We start from the raw sequence: 26,092 nt of genomic DNA on the forward strand, positions 1-26,092 counted from the left end.
ATCGCCGCCGCCAACCTCGCCGTGAGACGCCGGCACGTGCGCCGCTCGCATCGCACAGAAAAACGCCGCCACGCCTGCGCCCAGGCGTGGCAGCAAGCGGGACGGACGATCGCAGGCGCCGGGGGAGGAGTGCGCCTGCGTTGTCGCCCGCCGCGACCTCAGCGAAGTTTGTCGAACAGTTGCTGGCGCACGGCGATGGTGCAGGCCTCTTGGGTAAACAGATGCTCCAGGGCGCTGTTGTCGCTGGGCTTGCCGGTGCCCAGGTCGAGCACGGTCGCCTGATTGCTGCCGCGCGCCTTGAACGCGGCGACGGCGGTGGTGGCGTTCTTCAGCGGCACGGTGGCGTCGTTGTCCGAGCCGCACAGCAGGGTCGGGGTGCGCGGCGCCCAGTCGAGCAGGTCGTTGCGCTCCAGGTCGCGCAGGAACGGGTCGTTGGCGTTGCTGGCGAAGTCTTTGTAGAAGCCGGGCTGGAAGTATTGGCGGATCTTGTCCACGCCCGGCAGGGTGTCGCCGAGCACCAGGTCGGTCAGGCTCTGGTTGCCGGGGAACAGCTTCTCCACCTGCTTGGCCCACGGATCCTGGAACACCTGCGACGGGTCGAGATAGAGGTTCTTGTAGGTGTGCTGCATGCCGACGATGGCGTAGCTGGCCAGCACGATGCCGAAGGTGTTCTCGCCCACGGCGTTGCGGCCGCTCCAGCTGTCGCGGAAGGTCTGGCTGAGCGCATACGGGCCGGAGATCGGCGCGCTGGCGACCAGGTTGAACTCGTTGGTCAGGTGCGCTTCGATCTCGCGCTGGGTGGCCATGGCGGCATGCCCGCCCTGCGAGTAGCCGGTCAGCATGACCTTGCCCGATAGCGGGGTGTTGAGTCGTTGCAGCACCTGGCGCGCGGCGCGCAGGGCATCGATGGTGGCGCTGGCCTCGGACGCGGCGTGCAGGTAGGGGTGGAATGCGTAGGTGGACTGGCCGATGCCGAGGTAGTCGCTGCTCACCACCACGTAGCCCTGGGTGGCGAGGTGGGTGACCATGGTGTCGTCACCCTTGGCATCGCGGATCTCCTTGGCCTGTTCGGCGCGGCGCTGCGACTCGGTGCCCTGGCTGTAGCTCACCAGCGGGAACGGACCGGGGCATTGGCTGCCGCCCGGCACAAGCAGCGCGGCCGAGGCGGTAGTGGGTTCGCCCTCGACGCCGATGGTGGCGTAGGTGAACTCGGCCACGCGCACGTCGCACTTGGCCTGGTCGGGGGATTGGTCGTTGGCCAGTAGGGTACCGATCGCCTGGCGGGTGTAGCTGGTCAGGACATTGCTCTTGAGTACGGTGCCGCGCGCCGGCGCCGCCGTGGCGGCGATGGGCAACGACGCGCCCGCGATGCCGATGAGGGAAAGTGCGCGCAGCGCCAGCCGATTCCGCTGTGTGGCCATGGAAACATCCTCGCAATGATGCCCGGTCGCCCGGGGGGGGGGGAGGGCGCAGACGCTACTATGTCGTCTGCATTATTTTTGCGACACAGCGGGATAATGTTTATCCGCGGTATTGATTCGCGTGGCATTCGCTCGCAGGAATCGACATGTGGTGTAGGAAAATCCGGTCACATGTCGAGGCGATGGCGTGCGATGCGCCACAGTGACGTTGAGGAAATGATGAAACATCCGCTGGTTTTCGCGCGAATTCGGCCGAATTCGGATATTGTGCGCAGGCGAGGCCTGTGTGGCCGCATTTGTCTACGGCGCGCATGGATGTTTCAGGAGTTAATAATCTTGATCTTAAAGATAATCGGACGTTGAGCAAAATAATTGAGCGCGTCGTTGCGTCATTTCCAGTGTCGAGAAGGGGAAGGCGGCAGGACACGAGCTGGACAGCGTGGTGGTTCTGCACGGCATGGCGCGGCATGGCTGTCCCCGCGATCGCGGCGCGGTCGCGCCCCGGCGAACTGCTGGCCTTCATGCGGCACAAAAAAGCCGGCGGACCCTGGGGGCCGCACCGGCTTCATCGCAGGCCCGTGCACGCACAGACCAGCTGCAGGGCCTCAACGCACCTGATACAGCACGGTAGCGCCGGGCTTGGGTTCGAACGCGGGCACCGTCTGCTGCTTCAGCGCGGTGCCCTTGGCGTCCCATACCAGGGTTTCGGACGGGTATTCGTCCTTGCGGGTCATCGCGTCGATCTGCTTGACGATCACGCTGGAGCCGGCGGCGACCTCGGGGTTCCAGGCGAACACGCCGAGCCTGCCGTAGAACACGGCCGGGGCGGTGGCGTCCAGGCGCCGGTCGGGGCACATCACCAGGCCGCGGTCGAGCATCACCCGCAGCGCGCCCACCGGCACGGCCTTCACCGTCGGGGACGTGCGCTCGGTGCTGTGGCCGGGGCAGACGTTGGCCGAGCGGGTCAGCATGTCCTCGACCACCTGCCGGTCGGACTGGGCCAGCGCGGGCAGGGCGACGGCTGCGAGGGCGAGCGTTGCGAGGGGAAGTTTCCAGGGCATGTCGAGACTCCTTCAATGGAGGAAAGACGCCGAACCGGCGGTCCATGCAAAGCAGGGACAGGCGGCCGCGGCGGCGCGGGCAGACTCTAGCAACCGCGTCGGCGACGAATGCAAAGCGGGCGTGAGGGCGCCGGGTGGTGGCGACCGCGCGCCATGTCGCCTGCGCGTCGCATCGCCTGGGTCGCGGTTGAAACCGCTCCTGCAGCCCGAGCGGGCCTGCCGGCGCTGATGCAGTACGGAAGGCTGGTGGCGCGTTGTGGGAGGGACTTCAGTCCCGACTGCAGTGATGTCGGCTGCGACGAAGGCTTCGCTCGTCGCGGCTGAAGCCGCTCCTACGGGGGGCGGAGCAGCCGACGCCATCGAGCGCGCGTGCGGCAGTCGCGCAGGCCGCGCGGGGCGCTTTTCTGCGAAGGAAGCGCTGCCGGCAGCACTGGCAGATGCGCGCTCTGTGTGGGAGGGACTTCAGTCCCGACTGCAGTGAGGTTGGACGCATCAATCGCCCAATCACAGCAACTCAGCGATACGGCCCTGGCCCGCGCCAGACCAGTTCGCCCTGGTGGTAGACCTGCAGCATGGTGATGACCTGGCGGGCATCGCCGATGTCCTTCAACTCCGGCGAGTCCGGCGGCAGGTCGCGGCACTTGCCGGAGCCGCGGGTCAGGGCGATCTCCAGTGGGCAGACCATGCGGTACTGAGTGCCGGGCAGCAGGATGAACATCTCTTTCATGCCCTGCTGCTGCCAGGTGCGCAGCTGGCTCTCGCTGCCCAGGTCGTAATAGACCAGGTAGCCGCCGACTTCGAGGCTGGGCTGGGCCGCGTCCATGTCGTGGCGGTTGCCGCGGTTGCCGGGGCCGGCGGCCAGGCCGCTGTTGTCCGGCGCGGTGTCGGTGTCGAGCGCGCCGGGCGGGCGGCCGGTCCAGGTCTGCGGGCGCCGCTCGGTCGGCGGCGGCGGATTGCTGTCGGCGGTTTGCGCCGGGCTCGGCGCCGGGGCGTCCGCGGGCGGGGTGGGGGCGGGCGGTGCCGGACGCGGCTGTGGCGCCGGGGCGGGCGCGGGCTTATCCGCCGCTTTCGGCGTGTCGACGCGATCGGGCGGCGGCTCCGGGTCGTCGGACTGCGCGACCAGGGTGGATTGCACGGTGGTGGTGGCCCGTGTGCGCTTGGGCGCGGCGGACGCCGGCGGCGGGTTGGGCTTGGGCGGCAGCGGCTTCACCGGCTTGTCGCTGTCGCCGAGGAAGTCCACGCGGATCCGGCTGCCGCCGGCCGCGCCCTGCGGCGTGGACATGGTGGGCTTGGCCGCGTAGAGCAGGGCGAGCGCCATAAGCACGTGCAGCAGCGCGCTGAGCAGCCAGGCGATCCAGCGCTGCCAGCGTTCGCTGCGGGTCTCGGCGGCGACGGGCGCGCGGTGCGACGCGCGGCTCATGCCGTCGCGGCGGCGTCGGGGAGGCCAGCCTTCATGCGGTTCCGGGGAGGGGGCGAACGTGGGAGGCCGCCATCGTACCGCCTGCGCCGGCGCCGGCCATGGCAACCGATGCGATGGCCGGCATCACCCGACACCTGGCGTTCACGCGCGGGGGGCGGCCGGCCGCGCGCCGCCCACCTGGGTGGACGGCGCGGCCGCTCTCGGTCAGACGTAGGCGCCGACCTTGAACACTTCCACCGCCTGGGTCAGCTGCGCCGAGTGCTCCTCCAGCGAGCGCGCCGCGGTGCTGGCTTCTTCCACCAGGGCCACGTTCTGCTGGGTGGTCTCGTCCATGCGCGCGATGGTCTGGTTGACCTGGGCGATGCCGTTGGCCTGCTCGTGCGAGGCGGCGGAGATCTGGCCCATCAGGTCGGTGACGTGCTGCACGCTGGCCACCACCTGGTCCATGGTGGCGCCGGCCTGGTGCACCAGCGTGGCGCCGTGGGCCACGCGCTGCACCGAGTCGTCGATCAGGGTCTTGATCTCCTTGGCGGCGCCGGCCGAACGGTGCGCGAGCGTGCCGACCTCCGCGGCCACCACCGCGAAGCCCTTGCCCTGCTCGCCGGCGCGCGCGGCTTCCACCGCGGCGTTGAGGGCGAGGATGTTGGTCTGGAAGGCGATGCCGTCGATCACCGCGATGATGTCGGCGATGCGCCGGGAGGCGGCCTGGATGCCGTCCATGGTCGCCACCACCTGGCCGACCACGTCGCGCCCTTCCCTGGCCACGCCGGCCGCGCCCAGCGCCAGCTGGTTGGCGCGCTGGGCGTGCTCGGCGTTCTGCTTCACCGTGGAGGTCAGTTCCTCCATCGAGGCGGCGGTCTCTTCCAGGCTGGCCGCTTGCTGCTCGCTGCGCTTGGCCAGCTCCTGGTTGCCGCTGGCGATGTCCTCGGCGGCGAAGCCGATGCTGTTGGTGGTGCGCTGGATGTGCGCGACGATGTCGGTGAGGCGGTGCACGGTGCTGTTGGCATCGTCGCGCATGGTGGCGAACACGCCATGGAAGTTGCCGCTCATGCGCACGGTGAGGTCGCCATCGGCGATGCAGCGCAGCAGTGCCGAGAACTTGGCCAGGTTGGCGTCGGCGGTGGCCATCATGGTGTCGAGGTTCTCGACCATGGTGCGGAAGGCGTGCTCGAACCTCTCCGGCTGGCCGCGGTGGGCGAAGTTGCCGGCGCAGGCGGCTTCGGCCAGGGTCTGGATCTGCACGTTGATCGCGTGCAGGTTCTGCTTGACCTGCTGCATCGCCGCGGTGATCGCGGCCTTCTCGCCAGGGTACTGGGCGATGTCCTGGCTGAGGTCGCCGATGGCGTAGCGGCCCATCACCTCGGTGATGCGCAGCTGGGTCTGCACGTGCGCATCGACCAGCGCATTGGTGTCGGCGACCATGCGCCCGTACTCGCCGGGGAAGCGCTGCACGTCCATGCGGTAGCTGATGGCGCCGGCGTCGTGGCGCGCGGCCATCTCGCGTTGCGCGGAAATCACCTCGTGCAGGCGCCGCTGCATCTGCTGCATGGCGCGCAGCAACTGCCCGGCCTCGTCGTGGGTGGTGGCGGTGTCCGGGCTGCTCAGATCGCCGGCGCCGATGCGCTCGGCCAGGCCCAGGGCCTGCCGCAGCGGGCGGACCACGCGGCGGGTGAGCAGCAGGGCGATCAGCGCGCCCAGCAGCAGCGCCAGCACGGTGCAGCCGACCATCAGCAACGCGAAGCCGCGCGCGGTGGCCATCGCCTCCTTGGCGGCCTGGCGGTTCTTGGCCTCTTGCAGGTCGATGAAGGCGTTGATGCTGGCCAGCCAGTCGACGAACGCCGGTCGCGCCTGCTGCAGCAGCAGCGCCTGCGCCTGCACGGTGTCGCCGGCATCGCGCAGTTGCCGCACCTGCGCGATCAGCGGCATGGTGCGCGCCTCGATGCCCTGGATGCGCTGCAGGATCGCTTTTTCCTGGGCGTCGGTGGAGGCGGCGAGCAGGGCGTCGAGCGGCTGTGCGGCGCGCGCGTAGTCGCCGGCCAGCTTGTCGATGGTCTGTTCGGTCGCCTGCCGGCTGGCCGCATCGTCCAGCAGCACCACGTCGCGCAGGGCGATGGCGCGGTCGTGCACGCTGCCGCGGAAGTTGATCGCGTAGCGCTGCTTGACGCTGTTGACCTCGTTGATCGCGGTGAGCCGCCGGTCGATGCTGTGGACGCGCTGGATGCCGACCACGGTGAGCAGGACCATCAGCACGATGATCGTGAGGAAGCCGAGCGCGAGGCGCTGGCCGATGCGCAGATGCGAAAGGACGTGCATGGGATCGGGGGAGTGGGGGAAGGAAGAGGGATCGACGGTGGGTGGCGGCGGACGGGCAGGCAGGTTGCCTGCGCCCGCGTGACGCGCGCATCGCGCTGGTCCCCGGGCCGGCGCATGGATAGCGGCGATGCCGGGTCGAACTGAAGGGGTGGGGCCTTGGCGCTGCTCGCGCGGTGCGGGGAACGTGACGCGGTGCCTGTCCGCGGCGCCGACGGCGGCGGTCCGCGGCGGGCAGGGCGCTGCGTTTGCTGCCCGGCAGGACCCGGTCGTGCCGCGCCACCGCCGCGCGCAGGTGCAGCATGGCACCGCTCGCGGCCGGTGCTAAGGTCCGCGCATGACCGGCACCGCCGACCCGATCCGCTTCCAGGCGACCTTGCTGCGTCCGGCCGCACCGCCCGACGCGACCTGGTATTTCCTGCGGTTGCCCGCGGCGGCCAGCGCGGCCCTGCCGACGCGCGGCCTGGCCAGTGTGGAAGGCCAGTTCGGTGGGCATCCGTTCCAGGCGACGCTGCAGCCGGATGGGCGCGGTGGCCACTGGTTGCGGGTGGAGCCGGCCTTGCGCGCGGCCGCGGGCCTGGACCCCGGCGCCACGGTGACGCTGGAGATCGCGCCGGTGGCGGTGGAGCCGGAACCGGCGGTGCCCGACGACCTGGCACGCGCGCTGGCCGCGCATCCGTCCGCGCGCGTGGCCTGGGACACGCTGACCACCGTGGCGCGCCGCGACTGGATCTTCTGGATCGGCGCGGGCAAGCAGGCGCAGACGCGGGTCAAGCGCATCGCCAGCACCTGCGACATGCTCGCTGCGGGCAAGCGGCGGGTCTGCTGCTTCGACCGCTCGGGCATGTACAGCAAGGCCTTCGCCGCGCCGCAGGCGCAATGAGGGCATGGCGCGCACGCCTGGCGTGGCCGCCGTCGCGACAGGATCCTCGCAAGCGCCTGCCTATACTCCGTGACGTCCATCCATGAGGCCCACCGCATGAGTGCATCCACCTCTCCGTCCGCCGCCGCCGCACCGGGCAGCCTGCGCCGCTCGGTGTCCAACACGCTCAAGGGCTCGGCCGGCAACCTGGTGGAGTGGTACGACGTCTACGTCTACTCGGTGTTCGCCACCTACTTCGAGTCGCAGTTCTTCTCCAAGGAGGACAAGAACGCCACGCTGTACGTGTGGGCGATCTTCGCGGTGACCTTCCTGATGCGCCCGATCGGCGCCTGGTATTTCGGCCGCTTCGCCGACCGCTACGGCCGGCGCCTGGCGCTGACGGTGTCGGTGTCGGTGATGGCCGCCTGTTCGTTCCTGATCGCGGTGACGCCCACCGTGGCCAGCATCGGTGGCGCTGCGGCGGTGGTGCTGCTGCTGGCGCGCCTGCTGCAGGGCTTCGCCACCGGCGGCGAGTACGGCACCAGCGCCACCTACATGTCCGAGGCGGCGATCCCGGGGCGGCGCGGCTTCCTGTCCTCGTTCCACTACGTCACCCTGGTCGGCGGCCATGTGCTGGCGCAGGCGGTGCTGTTCGGCATGCTGCACTTCTTCGACAAGGGCCAGATTTCCGAATGGGGCTGGCGCGTGGCCTTCGGCCTGGGCGGCATCGGCGCGCTGGTGGTTTTCTGGCTGCGGCGCACGATGGACGAGTCGCTGACCTCCGAATCCATTGCCGCGGCCAAGCAGGGCAAGGACAGGTCTTCCGGCTCGCTGCGCGAGCTGTTCGTGCACCAGTGGCGCCCGCTGCTGCTGTGCTTCCTGATCACCGCCGGCGGCACCGTGGCCTTCTATACCTACTCGGTGACCGGGCCGAAGATGATCCAGACCGCCTTCGCTGGCGACGACGTGATGGCCGGCACCATCATCAACCTGGCCGCGCTGATCGTGCTGATGCTGATGCAGCCGGTGGGCGGCTGGTTGTCGGACCTGATCGGGCGCAAGACCCTGCTGGTGTTCTTCGGCATCGGCGGCGTGCTCTACACCTGGTTCCTGGTGCTGGAGCTGCCGAAGCAGAGCGACTGGCTGAGCGCCTTCGCCATCCTCACCGCCGGCTTCGTCATCCTCACCGGCTACACCTCGATCAACGCGGTGGTGAAGGCCGAGCTGTTCCCCACCCACATCCGCGCGCTGGGCGTGGGCCTGGGCTATGCGCTGGCCAATTCGGCCTTCGGTGGCACCGCGCCGCTGCTGTACCAGGCCTCGCTGAAGACCGGCCACGTCACCACCTTCGTCTGGTACGCCACGGCGGTGATCGCGGTGTCGCTGCTGGTGTACGTGTTCTTCCTGACCAACAAGGGCAGCAACTGGCTGGACCACGAAGGCGAGATGCACGCGCGCCGGCGCTGACCGGCGCGGTGGCGGCCCGCGCGGTGCACGTGCCGCCCGGGCTTGGCGCGGACGCACGCTGAACGGCGCACCCCGCGTCGGCCGGGTCGCCCCGCCGCGCGGGCGCCGCCATGCGGCGGCTGCGAGGCGACTCGGGTACCATGCAGCCCCCTCACGGGCGTTCCCCCCATGGCCGATCCAGACAACAACTCCACTTCCCCGGTGACCCAGGCGCAGGCCGAAGACGCGGTGCGCACCCTGCTGCGCTGGGCCGGCGAGGATCCGACCCGCGAGGGCCTGCTGGACACCCCGCGACGCGTGGCCGAGGCCTATGGCGACTGGTTCAGCGGCTACCGCGCCGACCCGCGCGAGTACCTGCTGCGCACCTTCGAGGAAGTGGCCGGCTACGACGAGCTGATCGTGCTGCGCGACATCGAGTACGAAAGCCACTGCGAACACCACATGGCGCCGATCATCGGCAAGGTCCACGTCGGCTACCTGCCGCGCGGCAAGGTGGTGGGCATCAGCAAGCTGGCGCGCGTGGTCGAGGCCTATGCGCGGCGCTTCCAGGTGCAGGAGAAGATGACCGCGCAGATCGCCCAGTGCATCCAGGACGTGCTGCAGCCGCTGGGCGTGGGCGTGGTGGTGGAAGGCGCGCACGAGTGCATGACCACCCGCGGCATCCACAAGCGCGGCGTCAGCATGGTCACTTCGAAGATGCTCGGTACCTTCCGCGAGGACGCGCGCACCCGCGCCGAGTTCCTGCGCTTCATCGAGCGCGTGCGCTGAGTCTGCGGATGCGGTGGCGGTCGGTTCCTGCATGAAGCCGCATGTCCGGATCGCCGGCTATCGCCAGTTGCGCGAACAGCCGTTGTGGAAGCTGCTCGCCGCCGACCATGCCCCGGAGCTGATCGGCCTGCTGCAGACCCTGCTGGGCGACGCCCAGCGGCGGCTGCCGGCCGATGTGCTGCACGAACGCCTGCAGCGCCAGCTCGATGCGCTAAAGGACGACGAGCTGTCGCGCGAACTGCCGCGCACCGCCCAGGCCTACGTGGCGCACTGGCTGGCGCAGGGCTGGCTGGAGCGGCGCCTGCCCGAGGGCGACGCGCAGGAAGAATACGAACTGTCGCGGCAGGCGGCGCAGGCCATCCGCTTCATCGCCGGCGTGCGCGACAGCGCCAGCGTGGCCACCGAAAGCCGGCTGTCGCTGGTGATCCAGCAGCTGGTGCAACTGGCCGGGCAGACCGAGACCGATCCGGACGCGCGCCTGGCCGCGCTGCGCGCCGAGCGCGAGCGCCTGGACGCGGAGATCGAGCGCGTGGCCGCCGGCAAGCTGGCTGCGCTGGACGGCAAGCGCGCGCTGGAGCGCACCCGCGACATCATCCGCCTGTCCGACGACCTGACCGAGGATTTCCGCCGCGTCCGCGACGATTTCGAGCGGCTCAACCGCGAGTTCCGCGAGCGCATCATCGACGACGAGGGCGCGCGCGGCGACGTGCTGGAGAAGCTGTTCGCCGGCATCGACGTGATCGGCGAGAGCGAGGCCGGGCGCAGTTTCCAGGCGTTCTGGAGCCTGCTCAACGATGCCGAGCAGAGCGTGCAGCTGGACGCGGCGCTGGAGGCGCTGCTGGCGCGTGGCTTCGCCCGCCGCCTGGACCGCCACGAACGCGCCTTCCTGCGCGGGCTCACCGGCACCCTGCTCGAACGCGGCGGCCAGGTACACGAGGTGATGCAGCATTTCGCGCGCAGCCTGCGCGGCTTCGTGCAGAGCCGCGGTTACCTGGAACAGCGCCGGCTCAACCAGTTGCTGAAGCAGGCGCAGGGCGAGGCGCTGCAGTTGCGCGACCACCTGCATGCCACCGCGGCCACCGGCTATGTGCTGCCGCTGAGCAGCGCGCGGCTGCGCTCGCTGTCGCAGTGGCGCCTGCACGACCCGCGCAGCCAGCAGGTGGACGGGCGGGTGCAGGCGGCCGAGGCGGCGACGATCTCGCTGGACAGCGTCGGCGACCTGGTGGCGCAGTCGGAGATCGACCTGCGCGGCCTGCGCAACGACCTGCACGACCTGCTCGGCCGGCAGCCGCAACTGAGCATCGGCGAGGCGCTGCGGCAGCGCCCGGCGGCGCAGGGCCTGGGCAGCGTGATCGGCTACCTGGCGCTGGGCACCCGCCACGGCGTGGTCGTCGACGGCGAATGGGAAGCGGTGCAATGGGAGGGCGGCGACGGCCAGGTCCGGCGCGCACGTATCCCGCTGGTGTGGTTCACCAAGGAAAAACGCAATGAGCTGGTCTGACGAATTCCACGGCCACGACGCCGATGCCGGCGATGTCGCCGCGGCCGCCGCCACGTCCGCTGCGGCTGATGGCGGCACCGCGCTGTTCGCCGGCGACAGCGGCAGCCTGCCGCTGGAGGCGCGGCGCGCGCTGTGCCAGTTGCTGTCCGGCCCCAGCGTCGATGCCTACCGGCACGGCCCGCTGTGGCCGGCGCTGCTGCGCCACGAGGCGGCGATCCGCCGCGTGCTGAGCGAACTGTTCCTGGAACTGGTGCTGGACCGCGACGGCGGCGTGGCGTTCGCGCGCCAGGCCGACACCGGCGAACTGGAGACCCCGGCGCTGCTGCGCACCGCGCCGCTGACCTTCATCGAGTCGGTGCTGCTGCTGTTTCTGCGCCAGCAACTGGCCGAGGCCGACACCCGCGGCGAGCGCGCGGTGGTCGACGAGGCGCAGTTGCTGGAAGTGCTGTCGGTGTACGAGAAGAACCTCTCCACCGACCGCGCCGGTTTCGCGCGGCGGGTGCTGGCGGCGATCGCCAAGATGCGCGACAACCACCTGCTGTCCAAGCTGCGCGGCAGCGAGGACCGCTACGAAGTCTCGCCCGCCCTGAAGCTGCTGTTCTCGGCCGAGGACGTGCAGGCGCTGTCGGCGGCCTATCGCGGCCTGCGCGACGGCGCGGCCGAGGCGGCGCCGTGAGCGGCGTGCACGGCTAGCGGCCGTGTCCGCGCCTGCCGGCCGCTGCGCGCCGGCCCTGCGGCCCACCCTGGGGCCGCGTCCGTTTTCCCGATGAGCTTCCGATGACGTCCCTGTCCGAATCGTCCACCGTCCCCGTCGCCCCGTCCCTGTTCGCCGAGACCCTGGCCGAGCAACGCGCGCAGCAATACCGCATGCGCCGCCTGCAGGTGCACAACTGGGGCACCTTCAACGGCCTGACCGACGTGCCGATCGCCGAGAAGGGCTTCCTGTTCGTCGGCCGCTCCGGTTCGGGCAAGTCGACCCTGCTCGACGCGATGTCGGCGCTGCTGACGCCGCCGAGCATCGTCGACTTCAACGCCGCCGCGCGCGAGGCCGAGCGCAGCGGCCGCGACCGCAGCCTGGTGTCCTACGTGCGCGGCGCCTGGGCCGACCAGCAGGACAGCGCCTCCGGCGAGATCGCCACCCAGTATCTGCGAAAGGGCGCGACCTGGTCGGCGCTGGCGCTGGAATACCGCAATGCCCACGGCCAGGCGGTCAGCCTGGTGCGGCTGTTCTGGATCGCCGGCAGCGGCACCGCCGCGGCCGACGTGCGCAAGCACTACATGGTGGTGCCGCGCGGCTTCGACGTGGCCGCCGAGCTGGACGGCTTCGACCTGGACCTGCGCCGGCTCAAGCTGCGCCTGGGCGAGGACGTGCACCACTTCGACAGCTTCGCCGGCTACGCCGAGCGCTTCCGCCACCTGCTCGGCATCGGCAACGAGATGGCGCTGCGGCTGCTGCACAAGACCCAGTCGGCGAAGAACCTGGGCGATCTCAACGCGTTCCTGCGCAGCTTCATGCTCGACGAGCCGCGCACCTTCGAGGCGGCCGACCGGCTGGTCGAGGATTTCGCCGAACTGGACGGCGCCCACCACGCGGTCGTGACCGCGCGGCGCCAGGTGGAAACCCTGGCCCCGGCGCGCGACTACCACGCCGAACTGCTTGCGTTGCGCCACAGCGTCGGCGAGTTGCGCGAACTGCAGCTCGGCATCGACGGCTACCGCGAGCAGCGCCGCCTGGCCCTGCTCGATGCACGCCTGCAGGAACTGGACACCCAGGACCGCGGCCTGGCCGGCGAGGAAGGCCAGCGCCGCGAAGCGCTGGACAACCACGAGCAGACCCTGGCCGAGCTGGAGACCCAGCAGCGCGCGCAGGGCGGCGAACAGGTCGAGGCGCTGGAACGCGAACGCGGCCGCGTCGAGCGCGAGCGCGACGAGCGCATGCGCCGCCGCAGCCAGGTCGAACAGGCCTGCCGCCAGCTCGGCATGGGCCTGGCAGGCAGCGCCAGCGGCTTCGCCGAGCAGGTGGCGCAAGCGCGCGCGCTGCGCGACGGCGTCGCCGGCGAGGCCAGCAGCCTGGACGAGGCGATCGCCGAACGCATGGCCGAGCGCCGCGAGGACGAGCGCCGCTTCGCGGCGATCCGCACCGAGATCGAGGCGCTGCTGAAGGCGCCCTCGAGCATTCCCGCGCCGATGCAGGCGCTGCGCGCGCGGCTGTGCGCCGAGACCGGCCTGTCCGAAGCCGCCCTGCCGTTCGTCGGCGAGCTGGTGCAGGTGGACGCCGACCAGGCCGCCTGGCGCGGCGCGATCGAGCGCGTGCTGCATGGCTTCGCGCAGTCGCTGCTGGTCGACGAACGCCACTACGCCAGCGTCGCCGACTGGGTCAACAAGACCCAGCTCGGCACCCGCCTGGTGTACTTCCGCGTGCGCCACAACGCGCCGCTGCAACAGCGCGAGCCCGATGCGAAGTCGCTGCTGCGCAAGCTGGAGCTGCGCGACCATGCCTATGCGCCGTGGTTGCGCCAGGAGCTGGCGCGGCGTTTCGACTACACCTGCGTCGATACCGTGGCGCAATTGCGCGATGCCGAGCGTGCGATCACCCGCGAGGGCCAGGTCAAGCATCCGGGCGACCGCTACGAGAAGGACGACCGCCACGCGGTCGGCGACCGCAAGCGCTGGCTGCTCGGCTACGACAACCGCGACAAGCTCAAGGTCTTCGAGCGCGAGGGGCAGACCCTGGCGCAGCGCATCGCCGCCTGCGACGCCGACGTGGCCGCCCTGCGCAAGCAGCGCGAACAGGACCAGGGCCGGCAACTGGCCGCGCACACCCTGGCCGAGCGCGAGTGGGACGAGATCGACGTGGCGCCCAAGCTGCAGCGCCTGAGCGACATCGCCGAGCAACTGCTGCAACTGCGCGAGGGCGACACCGCGCTGCGTGCGCTGGGCGAGCAGATCGCCACTGTCCGCGCGCGCCGCGACCAGGCGCGCCGCACCTACGAGGACGTGCGCCTGGAGCGCGCGCAGGTGAGCCGCGAGCGCGCGCGTCTGGAAGCGCAGCGCGAGACCTGCGCCGCACGTGTGGCCACCGCAGTGATCGGCCCGGCGCAGGTCGCAGGGCTGGACGCGCGGCTGGCGGCGCTGCCGCCGCTGAGCCTGGACAACCTGGAGGCGCATCTGCGCAGCGTCGAGCGCGGGCTCGGCGAACAGCTGGCGCAGAGCCAGGCGCAGGATGCGCGGCTGAGCCAGCAGGTGCTGGACTGCTTCCGCCGCTACTGCCAGCAGTGGCCGGAGGACAGCGGCGACTTCACCGTCAGCCTGGCCAGCGCCGACGATTTCCTGGCGCGCCTGCAGCGGCTGGAGAGCGACGGCCTGCCGCGCCACGAAGGCCGCTTCTTCGACCTGCTGCAGACCCAGAGCAAGAACAACCTGCTGGCCCTGCAGCGCTACACCGCCGAAGCGCACAAGGCGATCAAGCAGCGCATGGACGAGGTCAACGCCAGCCTGGAGCAGGTACCGTTCAACCGCGGCACCCTGCTGACCATCGAGGTCAGCGACCGGCGCCTGCTCGAGGTGCAGGAGTTCCAGCAGCAGTTGCGCGCCGTGCTCGGCCATCAGCAGACCGAGGACCGCGCCCTTGCCGAGGCGCAGTTCGCCATGCTGCGCGGGCTGGTGCAGCGGCTCGGCGCGCAGGAGCCGGAGCTGCGGCGCTGGCGCGAGCAGGTGCTGGACGTGCGCCAGCACGTGGAGTTCGTCGGCGTGGAACTGGACGCGGACAGCCGCGCCCAGGTGGAGATCTACCGCAGCGGCGCCGGCAAGTCCGGCGGCCAGCGGCAGAAGCTGGCCACCACCTGCCTGGCCGCGGCGCTGCGCTACCAGCTCGGCGGCGAGGACGGCGAGCTGCCGCGCTACGCCGCGGTGGTGCTGGACGAGGCCTTCGACAAGGCCGACAACGAGTTCACCGCGCTGGCGATGAACATCTTCGAGAACTTCGGCTTCCAGATGGTGGTGGCCACGCCGCTGAAGTCGGTGATGACGCTGGAGCCGTTCATCGGCGGCGCCTGCTTCGTCGAGATCAGCGGCCGCCACAACTCCGGCGTGCTGCTGATCGAATACGACGAGCAGGCGCATCGGTTGAAGCTGCCCGAGCGCAGCCGCAACGAGGCGGCTGTGCCTGCGGCGGAGCCGACCGCGGCGGTGGACCAGGCCGGCGCCGAGCTGCCGCTGCCGCCGACCGCTGCCGCAGCGGACGCAACCGCGGAGGCCACCGCAGACGCCGTTGCCACGCCGGCGCGCGCATCCGGCAAGGCGGACGATGGCCGCGGCAACGGCGGCAAACCACCGACCGCGCGCAAGACCTCGCCAGCGACGCCCGGCAAACGTGCCAGCACGGCTGCCACGACGCCTGCTGCCAAGGCCGCGTCGGCGAAGGCGCCACGCAAGTCCGCCGCAGCGGCGGCACGTCCGTCCACGGCAACTCAGCCCGCCACGCGGTCGGCGTCAGCGAAGACCGCGAAAGCCGCCGCAGCCCGCAAACCTGCGAAGCCGGCCAAGGCTGCCAAGCCTGCGGCGCGCAAGACGCCTCCCGCGACCGCCAAGCGCCGCGACGGCTGAGCCGGTGCTGGCCCGCGTGTGCCCACGGGCACGCGCGCGGCCGCCGCGTTGGGAGGACAGGCACGCGGCAACCGCGCTGCACTCAGTGCAGCAGATCCCAGCCCATCTTGCCGATCAGCACCACCACCAGCACCAGGAACAACTGCCGGATCAGCGGCGTGCCGCCGCGCAGCGCCAGCCGCGTGCCGGTCACCGCGCCGGCCACGTTGGCCACGGCCATCGGCACCGCCGCGGCCAGCAGGATCTTGCCGCTGGGCACGAAGAAGCACAGCGCCGCCAGGTTGGTGGCCAGGTTCACCACCTTCGAGGCGGCCGAGGCGCGCAGGAAATCCAGGCCGAAGAAGCGGATGAACAGAAAGATCAGGAAGCTGCCGGTGCCCGGGCCGAAGAAGCCGTCGTAGAACCCGATCGCCGCGCCGATCGCCAGCGCGATCGCCAGTTCGCGGCGCCCGATGTGGCGTGGGCGGTGCAGCGCGCCGAAGTCCTTCTTGACCAGCGTGTAGCCCAGCATCGCGATCAGCAGCACCAGGATCAGCGGGCGCACCGCCTGTTTCGGCAGCAGGCTTACTGCGGTGGCGCCGAGGAAGGCGAATACGAACGCCGTCGCGGTCGCGTACAGCACCGGCCGCCACGGCAGGCGCACATGGCGCGCGTAGCGCCAGGCGGCGGTGCCGGTGCCGGCCATGGCGCTGAACTTGTTGGTGCCCAGCACCACGGCCGGTGCCTGTTGCGGCAGGGTCGCGAACAGCCCGGGCAACTGGATCAGGCCGCCGCCGCCCACCGCCGCGTCCACCAGCCCGGCGACGAAGGCGATGCACAGCAGCCAGGGCAGTTCGGTGGGGATCGACTCGAGCACGCCGGCGCTCCGCGCAAGGGGCCGCAAGCATAGCCGCCACCGTCCGCAACGCGCGCGCGGCGTGCGCGTTGGCGCGCCAGCCGGCACAATCGGCACATGCCACCGTCCGCCCCGCGCCTTGCCGATCCCTGTCCCTGCGGCCGTCCGCGCGACTATGCGCAGTGCTGCGGGCCGTACCACGCCGGCGCCGCGGCGCCGGATGCCGAATCCTTGATGCGCTCGCGCTACAGCGCCTACGTGCGCCAGGACGCCGACTACCTGCGTGCGAGCTGGCATCCGTCCACCTGCCCGCCGCAGGTGGAAATCGACCCGCGCACGGTCTGGCTCGGCCTCACCGTGCAGCGCGTGCTGCAGACCGGCGCCGACAGCGCCGAGGTCGCCTTCCTGGCGCGCTATCGCATCGGCGGCGGCAGCGCTGTGCGCATGACCGAGCACAGCCGCTTCGTGCGCGAGGACGGGCGCTGGTACTACCTCGACGCGCTGGACTGAACCGGCACGCGTCGCGCTGGCGGTGCGGACGACCGCGCTCCGCCCGTTCGTTTGCAGGGCTGTCGTCGGTCCTCTTGCGCCTGGAACGAGCGCTGCGGATAGCGAACGCCATGCCTGCCGAGGCTCCGCGTCGCGCGATCTTCCAACCAAGCCACACGCAGACCGCAGTGCCGGTCGCGCGCCGTCTTCCGCCCACACCACGTGAGCGGAGTGCACACGCGGCGGTTGTTTATGATGTCGGCCCTGCCGTCGGCGAGGATGTTGCGATGATGCGTTTGGCCTGGATCCTGCTGCTGGCGGCCCCGTGCGCGCTCGCGCAGACCCCACCCGCGGCGGCGCCGTCCACGCCCGATCCGGCCTTCGCCAGCTGCGTGGCCGGCCTGCGCCCGGCCGCGGCGAAGGCGGGCGTCGCCGAGGCGTCGTTCGATCGCTTCACCGCCGGCCTGCAGCCGGATCCGAGCGTGCTGCCGCTGCTCGACGCCCAGCCCGAGTTCACCACGCCGATCTGGGATTACCTGGCGGGCCTGGTCGACAGCCAGCGCATCGACGACGGCCGCGCCATGCTCGCCGCGCACCGCGACCTGCTCGCGCAGGTGGCGCAACAGTACGGCGTGGACCCGGAGACGGTGGTGGCGGTGTGGGGCGTGGAGAGCGACTACGGCCGCATCTCCGGCAAGCGCCCGCTGCTGGTGTCGCTGCTGACCCTGTCCTGCGAAGGCCGCCGCCAGCCGTTCTTCCGCAGCGAACTGTTCGCCCTGCTGAAGCTGCTGCAGGCCGGCGACCTGCGCTCCGAGGGCCTGACCGGCTCCTGGGCCGGCGCCTTCGGCCATACCCAGTTCATGCCCAGCACCTACGCCCGCGTCGCCGTGGACGGCGATGGCGACGGCCGCCGCGATCTGGTCGCCAGCATTCCCGATGCGCTGGCCTCCACTGCCAACTACCTGAAGCTGGCCGGCTGGCAGAGCGGCCAGCCGTGGGGGCTGGAAGTGAAGTTGCCGGACGGTTTCGACCCGGCGCTGGCCGGGCGTACCCAGCGCCGGCCGTTGTCGGACTGGCGCGCGCGCGGCCTCACCGCCGCCGACGGCAGCGCGCTGCCGGCACTGGCCGCGCAGACCCCGGCAGCGGTGCTGATCCCGGCCGGCGTGCCCGGCCCGGCGTTCCTGGTGTTCCGCAACTACGACGCGATCTACGCCTACAACGCCGCCGAAAGCTATGCGCTGGCGATCGCGCTGCTGTCCGACCGGCTGCGCGGCAAGCCCGGGCTGGTCGCCGCCTGGCCGACCGACGACCCCGGCCTGGGCCGCCCCGAGCGGCGCGAACTGCAGACCCTGCTGCTGGCGCGCGGTCACGCCATCGGCCAGGCCGACGGCGCCATCGGCACCGCCACCCGCCGCGCGATCCAGGCCGAGCAACAGCGGCTGGGCCTGCAGCCGGCCGACGGCCGCGCCGGGCAACGCATCCTCGACGCGCTGCGCCGCGAGGCCGGCGGCGCGCCTGCGGCACCGGTGACGCCACCGGCTACGCCGCCGCCGTCGCCGCAATCGCCCGCACCGGCATCGTCACCCGCACTCGCACCGACGCCGGTCCCCACCGGGACGCCGGCCCCGACGCCATTCGGCGGCACGCCGCCCACCGCATTCCGGTTGCCGGCCGCCTACCCGGCCTTCGTCCAATCCCCCGCGCCACGGAGCATCCATCCCATGTCCGACGTCCCCGGCCTGAGCGCAGGCGACTTCCACGGCTACCCCTCGCTGCTGGTGGAGACCCCGCAATCCACCGCCGCGATCAGCCTGTTCGGCGGCCAGGTGCTGTCGTTCGTGCCCAAGGGCGGCACCGACGCGCTGTGGCTGTCGCCGAGCGCGCAGCCCACGCCGACCCCGATCCGCGGTGGCACCCCGGTGTGCTGGCCATACTTCGGCCGCCAGGGCCAGAGCGATGCCGTCCCCGCGCACGGCTTCGTGCGCACCGTGCCGTGGCAGTTGCAGGACGCACGGCGCGAGGCCGATGGCACGCTGGTGCTGACCCTGGCGCCGCCGGACTTCGACGACCTGCCGCTGCGCCTGCGCATGCAGCTGCGCATCGGCGCCACCCTGGAGCAGCGCCTGGTCACCGACAACGTCGGCACCGCGCCCGCCCGCTTCACCCAGGCGCTGCACAACTACTTCCGCGTCGCCGACGCCACCCAGGTGCGGGTGCAGGGCCTGGACGGCCTGGAGTACCTGGACAAGTTCGAGAACTACGCCACCGCGCATCGCCAGCACGGCGACTGGAGCCTGCAGGATCCGCGCGACCCTGGCCGCAGCGACCGCATCTACACCGGTGCCGGCGGCCGCTACACCCTGCTGGACCCGGGCCTGCAGCGCCGCATCGAGATCGCCACCACCGGCAGCCGCACCCTGGTGGCCTGGAACCCGGGCGAGGCCGGCGCACAGAAGATGGCCGACGTCGGTCCGCACTGGCGCCAGTTCGTGTGCCTGGAAGCGGCCAACGCCGGACCCGAGGTGATCGAACTGGCGCCTGGCGCCCAGCACGTGTTGCAGCAGACGATTTCCGTCGTGGCGTTGTGATCCCGGCCGAGTGACCCCGGCCGGACGGCGGCACCACCCGCTGCGGACTGGTAGTGGGCATTGGTGACGGCCCAGCCGTAACTGCTGCGCCGCCGCGCCTTGGTGGCATGAGTGACGCCGCTGCCTCCGCCGGACCCTCATCCCCGACCCCTCTCCCGACGGGAGAGGGGAGTCGCTCGGGGTAGCCGGACGTGGTGCCGATGCAATCGGGTCAGCGCGCAGACGTCCTGGCATCCCAATCATCGCAGGAAGCGTCCCGTAGGAGCGGCTTCAGCCGCGACGGGCGTTCCCGATAAAAGCCCGGTCGCGGCTGAAGCCGCTCCTACCGTGCAATCCGTATCCGACCTCGATGGCGGCGGATGCAGGTTATTGGAGGTGCTGTTCAGTCCCAACGCGATGGCCTCTGCGGCCGCGGCTGCATCTGTCTCGTCCGCCTTCCACCTTCTGCCTCCGCGGTGATGCGAGAGGGGCTTCAGTCCAGCGCGCGATCGGCCAGCCTCCCATTGTGGGAGGGACTTCAGTCCCGACGCGACGACCTACGCCGCTCGCGATCAGATTGCGCCAACCGCACCCGGCCCAGCCACCGCGAGGTGGCAGGAAGCGGCGCTATCCACTCCGACCTCCCGCACCCGTAGCGGCGCCGATTACACTGCCGCGTCCGCCAGGAGGCCCGCCGTGCACGCTCCGACTCCCGCTGTCCGCTCACGCCGCGCCGCGGTCGCCTTCATCTTCGTCACCCTGCTGATCGACGTGCTGTCCTTCGGCGTCATCATCCCGGTGCTGCCCACGCTCGTGCGCGGCTTCACCGGCGGCGATTTCGCTGCCGCGGCCCGCTGGGTCGGCTGGTTCGGCTTCCTGTTTGCCGCGCTGCAGTTCGTCAGCTCGCCGCTGCAGGGCGCGCTGTCCGACCGCTACGGCCGGCGCCCGGTGATCCTGGCCTCGTGCCTCGGGCTGGGCGTGGACTTCATGGTGATGGCGCTGGCGCAGAGCCTGCCGGTGCTGCTGCTGGCGCGCATGGTCTCCGGCGTGTTCTCGGCCAGCTTCACCTCGGCCAACGCCTACATCGCCGACATCACCCCGCCCGACAAGCGCGCCCAGGCCTACGGCATCATCGGCGCCGCGTTCGGCGTGGGCTTCGTGGTCGGTCCGCTGCTGGGCGGCTGGCTCGGCAGCCTGCACCTGCGCGCGCCGTTCTGGTTCGCCGCCGGGCTGGCCCTGCTCAACTTCCTCTACGGCCTGTGGGTGCTGCCCGAATCGTTGGCGCCGGAGCGGCGAACCGCGCGGGTGGACTGGGCGCACGCCAATCCGTTCGGCGCGCTGCGCCTGCTGCAGCGCTACCCGCAGGTGTTCGCGCTGGCCGCGGTGATCTTCCTGGCCAATCTGGCGCACTACGTCTACCCGAGCATCTTCGTGCTGTTCGCCGATTACCGTTTCGGCTGGGGACCGAAACAGGTCAGCTGGGTGCTGGCCCTGGTCGGCGTGTGCAGCATCGTGGTCAACGCCGTGCTGGTGGCGCGGGTGGTGCGCCGCTTCGGCGAGCGCGGCGCGCTGCTGTTCGGCCTGGGCTGCGGCGTGATCGGCTTCGCCATCTACAGCGTGGCCGGCAGCGGCGCGCTGTTCCTGCTCGGCGTGCCGATCAGCGCGCTGTGGGCGGTGGCCGGGCCGGCGGCGCAGGCGATCGTCACCCGCCACGTCGGCGCCGACGCGCAGGGGCGCATCCAGGGTGCGCTGATGAGCCTGGTCAGCCTGGCCGGGGTGATCGGGCCGTTGCTGTACGCATGGGTGTTCGCCGCCTTCATCGGCCCGCACGCGCTGCTGCACTTCCCCGGCGTGCCGTGGCTGCTGGCGGCGCTGCTGCTGGGCGGCGGCTGGATCGTGGCCTGGCGCCGCGCGCGGGTGCCGGCTGCCGGGGTGGCCGCCGGCTGAGGCGCTGCTCAGGCAGCGCGGCCGGCATGAACGGCTCAGCTTGCTGGGATGGGCGTCGCGGCTCGCGCGCGGCCTCGCCTGGCACCGCGCGGTCGCGATTGTTACGCTGTGTCCTCTCTTTCGTCGCGGCCGGCCGGCTGCTGTACCAGTCGCCTGCATGATGTCCCCTCCCGACGGAACCGCCCTGCCGTTGACCGCTGCGCGCCTGCTGCGCGAGGCCACTGCGCAGCAGCACCAGGCGGTGGAAGACCTGCCGGCGATGCGCGCTCTGATGGATCCGGCGCTGTCGTTGTCCGCCTACGTGCAGCTGCTGCGTCGCCATCACGCGGTGCTGGCCGGCTGGGAACAGCGCGAAGCGGCCTGGCTGCGCGACTGCGGCGATGCACAGTGGCGGTACCAGCCGCGCACCCCGCTGCTGACGCAGGATCTGCATGCCCTGCAGGCAACCCCGCCAGCGCCGCAGCCGCTGCCGCCAGCCGTCGACGCCGGCGCGCGTTGGGGCATGCTCTACGTGGTCGAAGGCTCGCGCCTGGGCGGGCGGGTGATCGCCCGGCACCTGCGGCAGAGCCTGCCCGCCGCCGCGCCGGCGCTGTCCTATTTCGAACTCGGCCATGCCGACCCGGCCGCCTGGCGGCATTTCCAGCAGCGCCTGGAGCAGGCCTTGCCGAGCGCGCCGCTGCGGCAGGCCGCGGTCGACGGCGCCCGCAGCATGTTCGCGCACTTCCATACCCACTTCGCCCTGGAGATCGCCGCATGAGCGACATCGTCGTGCCCCTGGACATGGACGCCTGCGCACGCGAGCCCATCCATATTCCTGGATCGGTGCAGCCGCACGGCGTGCTGCTGGTGATCGAGCCGCAGGACGGGCGCATCGTCCAGGCCAGCGCCAGCGCCGCCGACCTGTTCGGCCGGCCGTTGGATGCACTGCTCGGACAGCGCTACGACACCCTTCTCGTGCTGGAGGATCCGCGCACGCGGCTGCTGCCCGACGCGGCCGAGCGCAGCGACCTGGCCTATGTCGAAGTGGGGTTCAAGGACGCGGCCGCGACGCAGCGCTGGGTCGGTGCCTGGCATCTGTATCCGGAGCAGTGGTTGCTGGAACTGGAGCCGCGCGATGCGCCGCTGGCCGACGCCACCCTGCGCGAAGCGCTGCCGGTGCTGCGCCGGCTGGAGACCGACCACAGCATCGAGGACGCCTGCCAGCGCGCCGCCAAGAGCCTGCGCAGCCTGATCGGCTACGACCGGGTGATGATCTACCGCTTCGACGACGACTGGAACGGCGACGTGGTCGCCGAAGCGCGCGCGGCGGAGCTGGAGCCGTATCTCGGTCTGCACTATCCGGCCAGCGACATTCCGGCGCAGGCCCGCGCGCTGTACCTGCGCAACCGCGTGCGCCAGATCGCCAACGTCGGCTACGTGCCGTCGCCGATCCAGCCCACCCTGCATCCGCGCCTGCGCGCGCCGGTGGACCTGAGCGATGTCAGCCTGCGCAGCGTGTCGCCGGTGCATCTGGAATACCTGGCCAACATGGGCGTCACCGCCACCCTGGTGGCCTCGATCGTGGTCAACGACGCGCTGTGGGGGCTGATCGCCTGCCATCACTACCGCCCGTATTTCTGCAACCACGAGATGCGCGATGTCGCCGATGCGCTGAGCCGGGCGCTGGCCGGGCGCATCGGTGCGATCACCGCGGTGGCGCGCGCGCGGACCGAGTCGGTGCTGCTGACCGTGCGCGAGAAGCTGATCACCAACTTCAACGACGCCGAGATGCTGACCGCGCCCATGCTCGACGAGATGGCCTCGGACCTGCTCGACGTGGTCGATGCCGACGGCGTGGCGGTGTTCCATGGCGACCACGTCACCCGCCACGGCATGCTGCCGTCGACCGAGGACCTGGCGCGGATCCGCGAACAGATCGAGTCCACCCATCACGAAGCGCTGCGCCACGACGCGGTCGGCGCGCTGCACTCGGACCAGATCGGCGAGACCTTCCCGGCGCTGGCCGATCTGGCGCCGCTGGCCGCCGGCTTCATCTTCGTGCCGCTGATGCCGCAGGCGCGCAGCGCCCTGCTGTGGACCCGCCGCGAACAGGTGCGCACGGTCAACTGGGCCGGCAATCCGCAGCTGGCCAAGCTGCAGGACATCGCCGGCTCGCGGCTGTCGCCGCGCAAGAGCTTCGACCTGTGGCAGGAGACCGTGCGCGGACGCGCGCTGCCGTGGTCGCCGATCAGCCTGGAATCGGCGCGCAGCCTGCGGGTGCTGATCGAACTGATGGAGCGCAAGCGCTTCCAGCAGGATTTCGCCCTGCTGGAGGCTTCGCTGTCGCGGCTGCGCGAACCGGTGGCGATCGTCGAGCGCGGCGACGGCCCGCGGCCCAGCCGCCTGGCCTTCGTCAACGAGGCCTTCGCCGCACTGTACGGGCGCGAGGTCGCCGACCTGATCGGCTGCGACCTGGAGCGCCTGTACGCCAGCGATGCCGTGCTGCTCGAAACCCAGCGCATCGACACCCTGCTGCGGCAGGGGCGCGCGGCCTACGTCACCCTGCCGCTGCGCGTGGACGGCAGCACGGCCGTGCACCGCCAGTTCGACTTCGAACCGCTGCCCGATCACTCCGGCGTGTCCAGCCACTGGTTGCTGCAGTTGCGCGATCCGCGCTGAGTCATCGTCCGCGGCGCACGCTCAACGCGTGCGCCGCCACAGCGCCAGCGTCGCCGCGCCGGCCAGCAGCCCCCAGAGCGCCGCGCCGATACCGAACAGCGACAGGCCCGAGGCGGTGACCAGGAACGCGATCAGCGCCGGCTCGCGCTCGTGTTCCTCGCGCAGCGCTGAGGCCAGGCTGTTGCCGATGGTGCCAAACAGCGCGATGCCGGCGATGGCCATCACCAGCTCCCGCGGAAAGGCCGCGAACAGCGCCGCCACCGTGGCGCCGAACACGCCGATCAGCACATAGAAGAGCCCGGCGAACACCGCGGCCATGTAGCGCCGCTGCGGATCTTCCTGCGCTTCGCGGCCCATGCAGATCGCCGCGGTGATCGCCGCCAGGTTCAGCCCGTAGGCGCCGAACGGCGCCAGCAGCGTGTTGACCACGCCGATCCAGCCGATGGTCGGCGAGATCGGCACCGCATAGCCGGACGCGCGGATCGCCGCGACCCCAGGCAGGTTCTGCGAGGTCATCGTCACCACGAAAAGCGGCAGCGCGATCCCGAACAGCGCCTGCCACGACAGCGTCGGCCAGACCAGCACCGGCTGCGCCACGCTCAGATGCGCCGCCTCCAGATGCAGCGTGCCCGTGCCCGCGGCCACGGCGGTGCCGACCAGCAGCGTGGCGATCACCGCATAGCGCGGGAAGGCGCGGCGCCCGAGCAGATAGGTGGCGAACATCGCCAGCGCCATGCTGAGCTGGTGCTGCATCGCCACGAACACGTCCAGGCCGAAGCGCAGCAACACCCCGGCCAGCATCGCCGAGGCCAGCGACAGCGGAATGCGCCGCAGCAGGCGTTCGAACAGGCCGGAAAACCCGGCGAGCGTGGACAACACCGCCACCACCACGAACGCGCCGATCGCATCGGACAGCGGCAGGCCGCCACCACTACCGATCAGCAAGGCGGCGCCGGGCGTGGACCAGGCGGTGACCACCGGCATCCGGTAGCGCAGCGACAACCCGATGCAGGTCAGGCCCATGCCCAGCCCCAGCGCCCACATCCAGGAGGCGATCTGCGCCTGCGAGGCGCCGACGCTGCGCGCGGCCTCGAACACGATCGCCGCCGAACTGGTGAAGCCGACCAGCACGGTGACGAAGCCGGCGATCAGCGCGGGCAGCGAGGCGTCGCGCCAGAGCGAGCGTGCAGCAGCGGTCATGCGGAATCCCATGGTGGAGCGCAGGCTGCATTCTCGGGCAAACGCCGGCGATCGGCCGTGCCGTGCCTTCACCAATAGAGGAGAGAGCCGGGCAGGACGCAGCGCTGCAAGGACTCGAAAAAAAACGGTTGACCTTTTTTCCAGTGCCATTAAACTGCGCGGCCCGCTACGCAGCTGCCGAGTTTCGGCACGACAGAGGCCGGCGGGGCCGGAAACACCTAGCGAACATCGGGTGTTGACAGCATGAAAAAGTCGGCTAATATGGCCGGCTAGCTTCGAGGAAAAGCCTACGGGTTTGGACGAAGAAGCGGCGTCAACCACCTGATCAAAAGGTGTTGACGGCAAGAAAAAAGCCGCTATGATGGGCGGCTCGGTTCGACGAAAAGCCTTCGGGTTTGAAGACGAACCGGCGTCAACCGCCTCGAAATGAGGTGTTGACGGAAACAAAAAGCCCGCTATAATGGGCGGCTCACTCGGACGGAAACGTCGGGGCGAAAAAGGGAAAGGCGCTGAGGCCGGCCCCGAGGTTCTTTGACAGTGTGCGCAGGTAACTTGTGAGGACGCCTGCAGATGGAAGTATGTCCATCTTGCAGACGTTCGAATCAAGAGCAACAAATCAATTGCTTTGCAAGCGATACGTAGCTTGGTTTGAACTCTGCATATCAAAGCTTTTGCCTTCGGGCATGTAGTTTTAAGTGAAGAGTTTGATCCTGGCTCAGAGTGAACGCTGGCGGCAGGCCTAACACATGCAAGTCGAACGGCAGCACAGGAGAGCTTGCTCTCTGGGTGGCGAGTGGCGGACGGGTGAGGAATACATCGGAATCTACCTTTTCGTGGGGGATAACGTAGGGAAACTTACGCTAATACCGCATACGACCTTAGGGTGAAAGCGGAGGACCTTCGGGCTTCGCGCGGATAGATGAGCCGATGTCGGATTAGCTAGTTGGCGGGGTAAAGGCCCACCAAGGCGACGATCCGTAG

The 26,092-nt window shown here is 70.6% G+C and carries 17 protein-coding genes and 1 rRNA gene (1 of these 18 running past the window's edge); 12 read left to right on the forward strand and 6 right to left on the reverse strand.

Annotation, left to right across the window (positions count from 1 at the left end):
• Window positions 1–158: 158 nt before the first annotated feature.
• The 4 genes from AC1G9L_RS00755 to AC1G9L_RS00770 all read right to left on the reverse strand — a co-directional run bounded on the left by AC1G9L_RS00755 (window position 159) and on the right by AC1G9L_RS00770 (window position 6,215).
• Window positions 159–1,421: a lipase family protein gene (locus AC1G9L_RS00755; RefSeq protein WP_019800071.1), complete on the reverse strand. Its 1,263-nt coding sequence runs from the start codon at window positions 1,419–1,421 to the stop codon at window positions 159–161.
• A 605-nt stretch (window positions 1,422–2,026) separates the two neighbouring features.
• Entirely contained in the window at window positions 2,027–2,482 is a 456-nt protein-coding gene (locus AC1G9L_RS00760) for a hypothetical protein (RefSeq protein ID WP_019799272.1), read from the reverse strand.
• A 514-nt stretch (window positions 2,483–2,996) separates the two neighbouring features.
• Window positions 2,997–3,902, reverse strand: coding sequence for a type II toxin-antitoxin system RelE/ParE family toxin (locus AC1G9L_RS00765; protein WP_481069991.1), 906 nt, complete (start codon window positions 3,900–3,902; stop codon window positions 2,997–2,999).
• 204 nt (window positions 3,903–4,106) lie between these two features.
• A complete protein-coding gene (locus tag AC1G9L_RS00770) occupies window positions 4,107–6,215 on the reverse strand; it encodes a methyl-accepting chemotaxis protein (RefSeq protein WP_481069993.1) in 2,109 nt (702 codons plus the stop codon).
• A gap of 334 nt (window positions 6,216–6,549) precedes the next feature.
• On the opposite strand from AC1G9L_RS00770, the gene AC1G9L_RS00775 reads away from it, so the two are divergent.
• The 6 genes from AC1G9L_RS00775 (at window position 6,550) to AC1G9L_RS00800 (ending at window position 15,415) form a co-directional block, all read left to right on the forward strand.
• Window positions 6,550–7,095 carry a YdeI/OmpD-associated family protein gene (locus AC1G9L_RS00775; protein WP_481069994.1) on the forward strand — a complete coding sequence of 182 codons (546 nt, stop codon included), beginning with the start codon at window positions 6,550–6,552 and terminating at the stop codon, window positions 7,093–7,095.
• 96 nt (window positions 7,096–7,191) lie between these two features.
• Window positions 7,192–8,541 carry an MFS transporter gene (locus AC1G9L_RS00780; RefSeq protein ID WP_019800469.1) on the forward strand — a complete coding sequence of 450 codons (1,350 nt, stop codon included), beginning with the start codon at window positions 7,192–7,194 and terminating at the stop codon, window positions 8,539–8,541.
• 168 nt (window positions 8,542–8,709) lie between these two features.
• Complete coding sequence (folE, locus tag AC1G9L_RS00785) at window positions 8,710–9,309, forward strand: GTP cyclohydrolase I FolE (protein WP_019801639.1); 600 nt, start codon at window positions 8,710–8,712, stop codon at window positions 9,307–9,309.
• A gap of 31 nt (window positions 9,310–9,340) precedes the next feature.
• Window positions 9,341–10,810 carry a DUF3375 domain-containing protein gene (locus AC1G9L_RS00790; RefSeq protein WP_019801640.1) on the forward strand — a complete coding sequence of 490 codons (1,470 nt, stop codon included), beginning with the start codon at window positions 9,341–9,343 and terminating at the stop codon, window positions 10,808–10,810.
• Window positions 10,797–11,486: a DUF4194 domain-containing protein gene (locus AC1G9L_RS00795; protein WP_481069996.1), complete on the forward strand. Its 690-nt coding sequence runs from the start codon at window positions 10,797–10,799 to the stop codon at window positions 11,484–11,486. The genes AC1G9L_RS00790 and AC1G9L_RS00795 overlap by 14 nt, the downstream gene beginning before the upstream one ends.
• Before the next feature lie 101 nt (window positions 11,487–11,587).
• Complete coding sequence (locus tag AC1G9L_RS00800; protein WP_481069997.1) at window positions 11,588–15,415, forward strand: ATP-binding protein; 3,828 nt, start codon at window positions 11,588–11,590, stop codon at window positions 15,413–15,415.
• 82 nt (window positions 15,416–15,497) lie between these two features.
• On the opposite strand, the gene AC1G9L_RS00805 is transcribed toward AC1G9L_RS00800, so the two are convergent.
• The gene (locus tag AC1G9L_RS00805) at window positions 15,498–16,271 is read right to left on the reverse strand and encodes a sulfite exporter TauE/SafE family protein (RefSeq protein WP_010340843.1); all 774 of its coding nucleotides are present in this window, start codon (window positions 16,269–16,271) and stop codon (window positions 15,498–15,500) included.
• A gap of 96 nt (window positions 16,272–16,367) precedes the next feature.
• Between AC1G9L_RS00805 and AC1G9L_RS00810 the strand changes: the two genes are divergently transcribed.
• The 5 genes from AC1G9L_RS00810 to bphP all read left to right on the forward strand — a co-directional run bounded on the left by AC1G9L_RS00810 (window position 16,368) and on the right by bphP (window position 23,911).
• Window positions 16,368–16,760, forward strand: a complete 393-nt coding sequence (locus AC1G9L_RS00810) for a YchJ family metal-binding protein (RefSeq protein WP_019800734.1) — start codon at window positions 16,368–16,370, stop codon at window positions 16,758–16,760.
• 266 nt (window positions 16,761–17,026) lie between these two features.
• Complete coding sequence (locus AC1G9L_RS00815; protein ID WP_481069999.1) at window positions 17,027–19,327, forward strand: lytic murein transglycosylase; 2,301 nt, start codon at window positions 17,027–17,029, stop codon at window positions 19,325–19,327.
• A 675-nt stretch (window positions 19,328–20,002) separates the two neighbouring features.
• Window positions 20,003–21,253 carry a TCR/Tet family MFS transporter gene (locus AC1G9L_RS00820; RefSeq protein WP_481070000.1) on the forward strand — a complete coding sequence of 417 codons (1,251 nt, stop codon included), beginning with the start codon at window positions 20,003–20,005 and terminating at the stop codon, window positions 21,251–21,253.
• Window positions 21,254–21,410: 157 nt separating this feature from the next.
• Window positions 21,411–22,010, forward strand: a complete 600-nt coding sequence (locus tag AC1G9L_RS00825) for a biliverdin-producing heme oxygenase (RefSeq protein WP_481070001.1) — start codon at window positions 21,411–21,413, stop codon at window positions 22,008–22,010.
• Complete coding sequence (bphP, locus tag AC1G9L_RS00830; protein WP_019801005.1) at window positions 22,007–23,911, forward strand: bacteriophytochrome BphP; 1,905 nt, start codon at window positions 22,007–22,009, stop codon at window positions 23,909–23,911. The genes AC1G9L_RS00825 and bphP overlap by 4 nt, the downstream gene beginning before the upstream one ends.
• Window positions 23,912–23,932: 21 nt before the next feature.
• On the opposite strand, the gene AC1G9L_RS00835 is transcribed toward bphP, so the two are convergent.
• Window positions 23,933–25,111, reverse strand: coding sequence for a benzoate/H(+) symporter BenE family transporter (locus tag AC1G9L_RS00835; RefSeq protein ID WP_019801006.1), 1,179 nt, complete (start codon window positions 25,109–25,111; stop codon window positions 23,933–23,935).
• A 692-nt stretch (window positions 25,112–25,803) separates the two neighbouring features.
• Here AC1G9L_RS00835 and AC1G9L_RS00840 point away from each other — a divergent pair.
• Window positions 25,804–26,092 (forward strand): 16S ribosomal RNA (locus tag AC1G9L_RS00840); it runs 1,256 nt beyond the window's last position.

The sequence above is a fragment of the Xanthomonas sp. NCPPB 1132 genome (assembly GCF_056629235.1).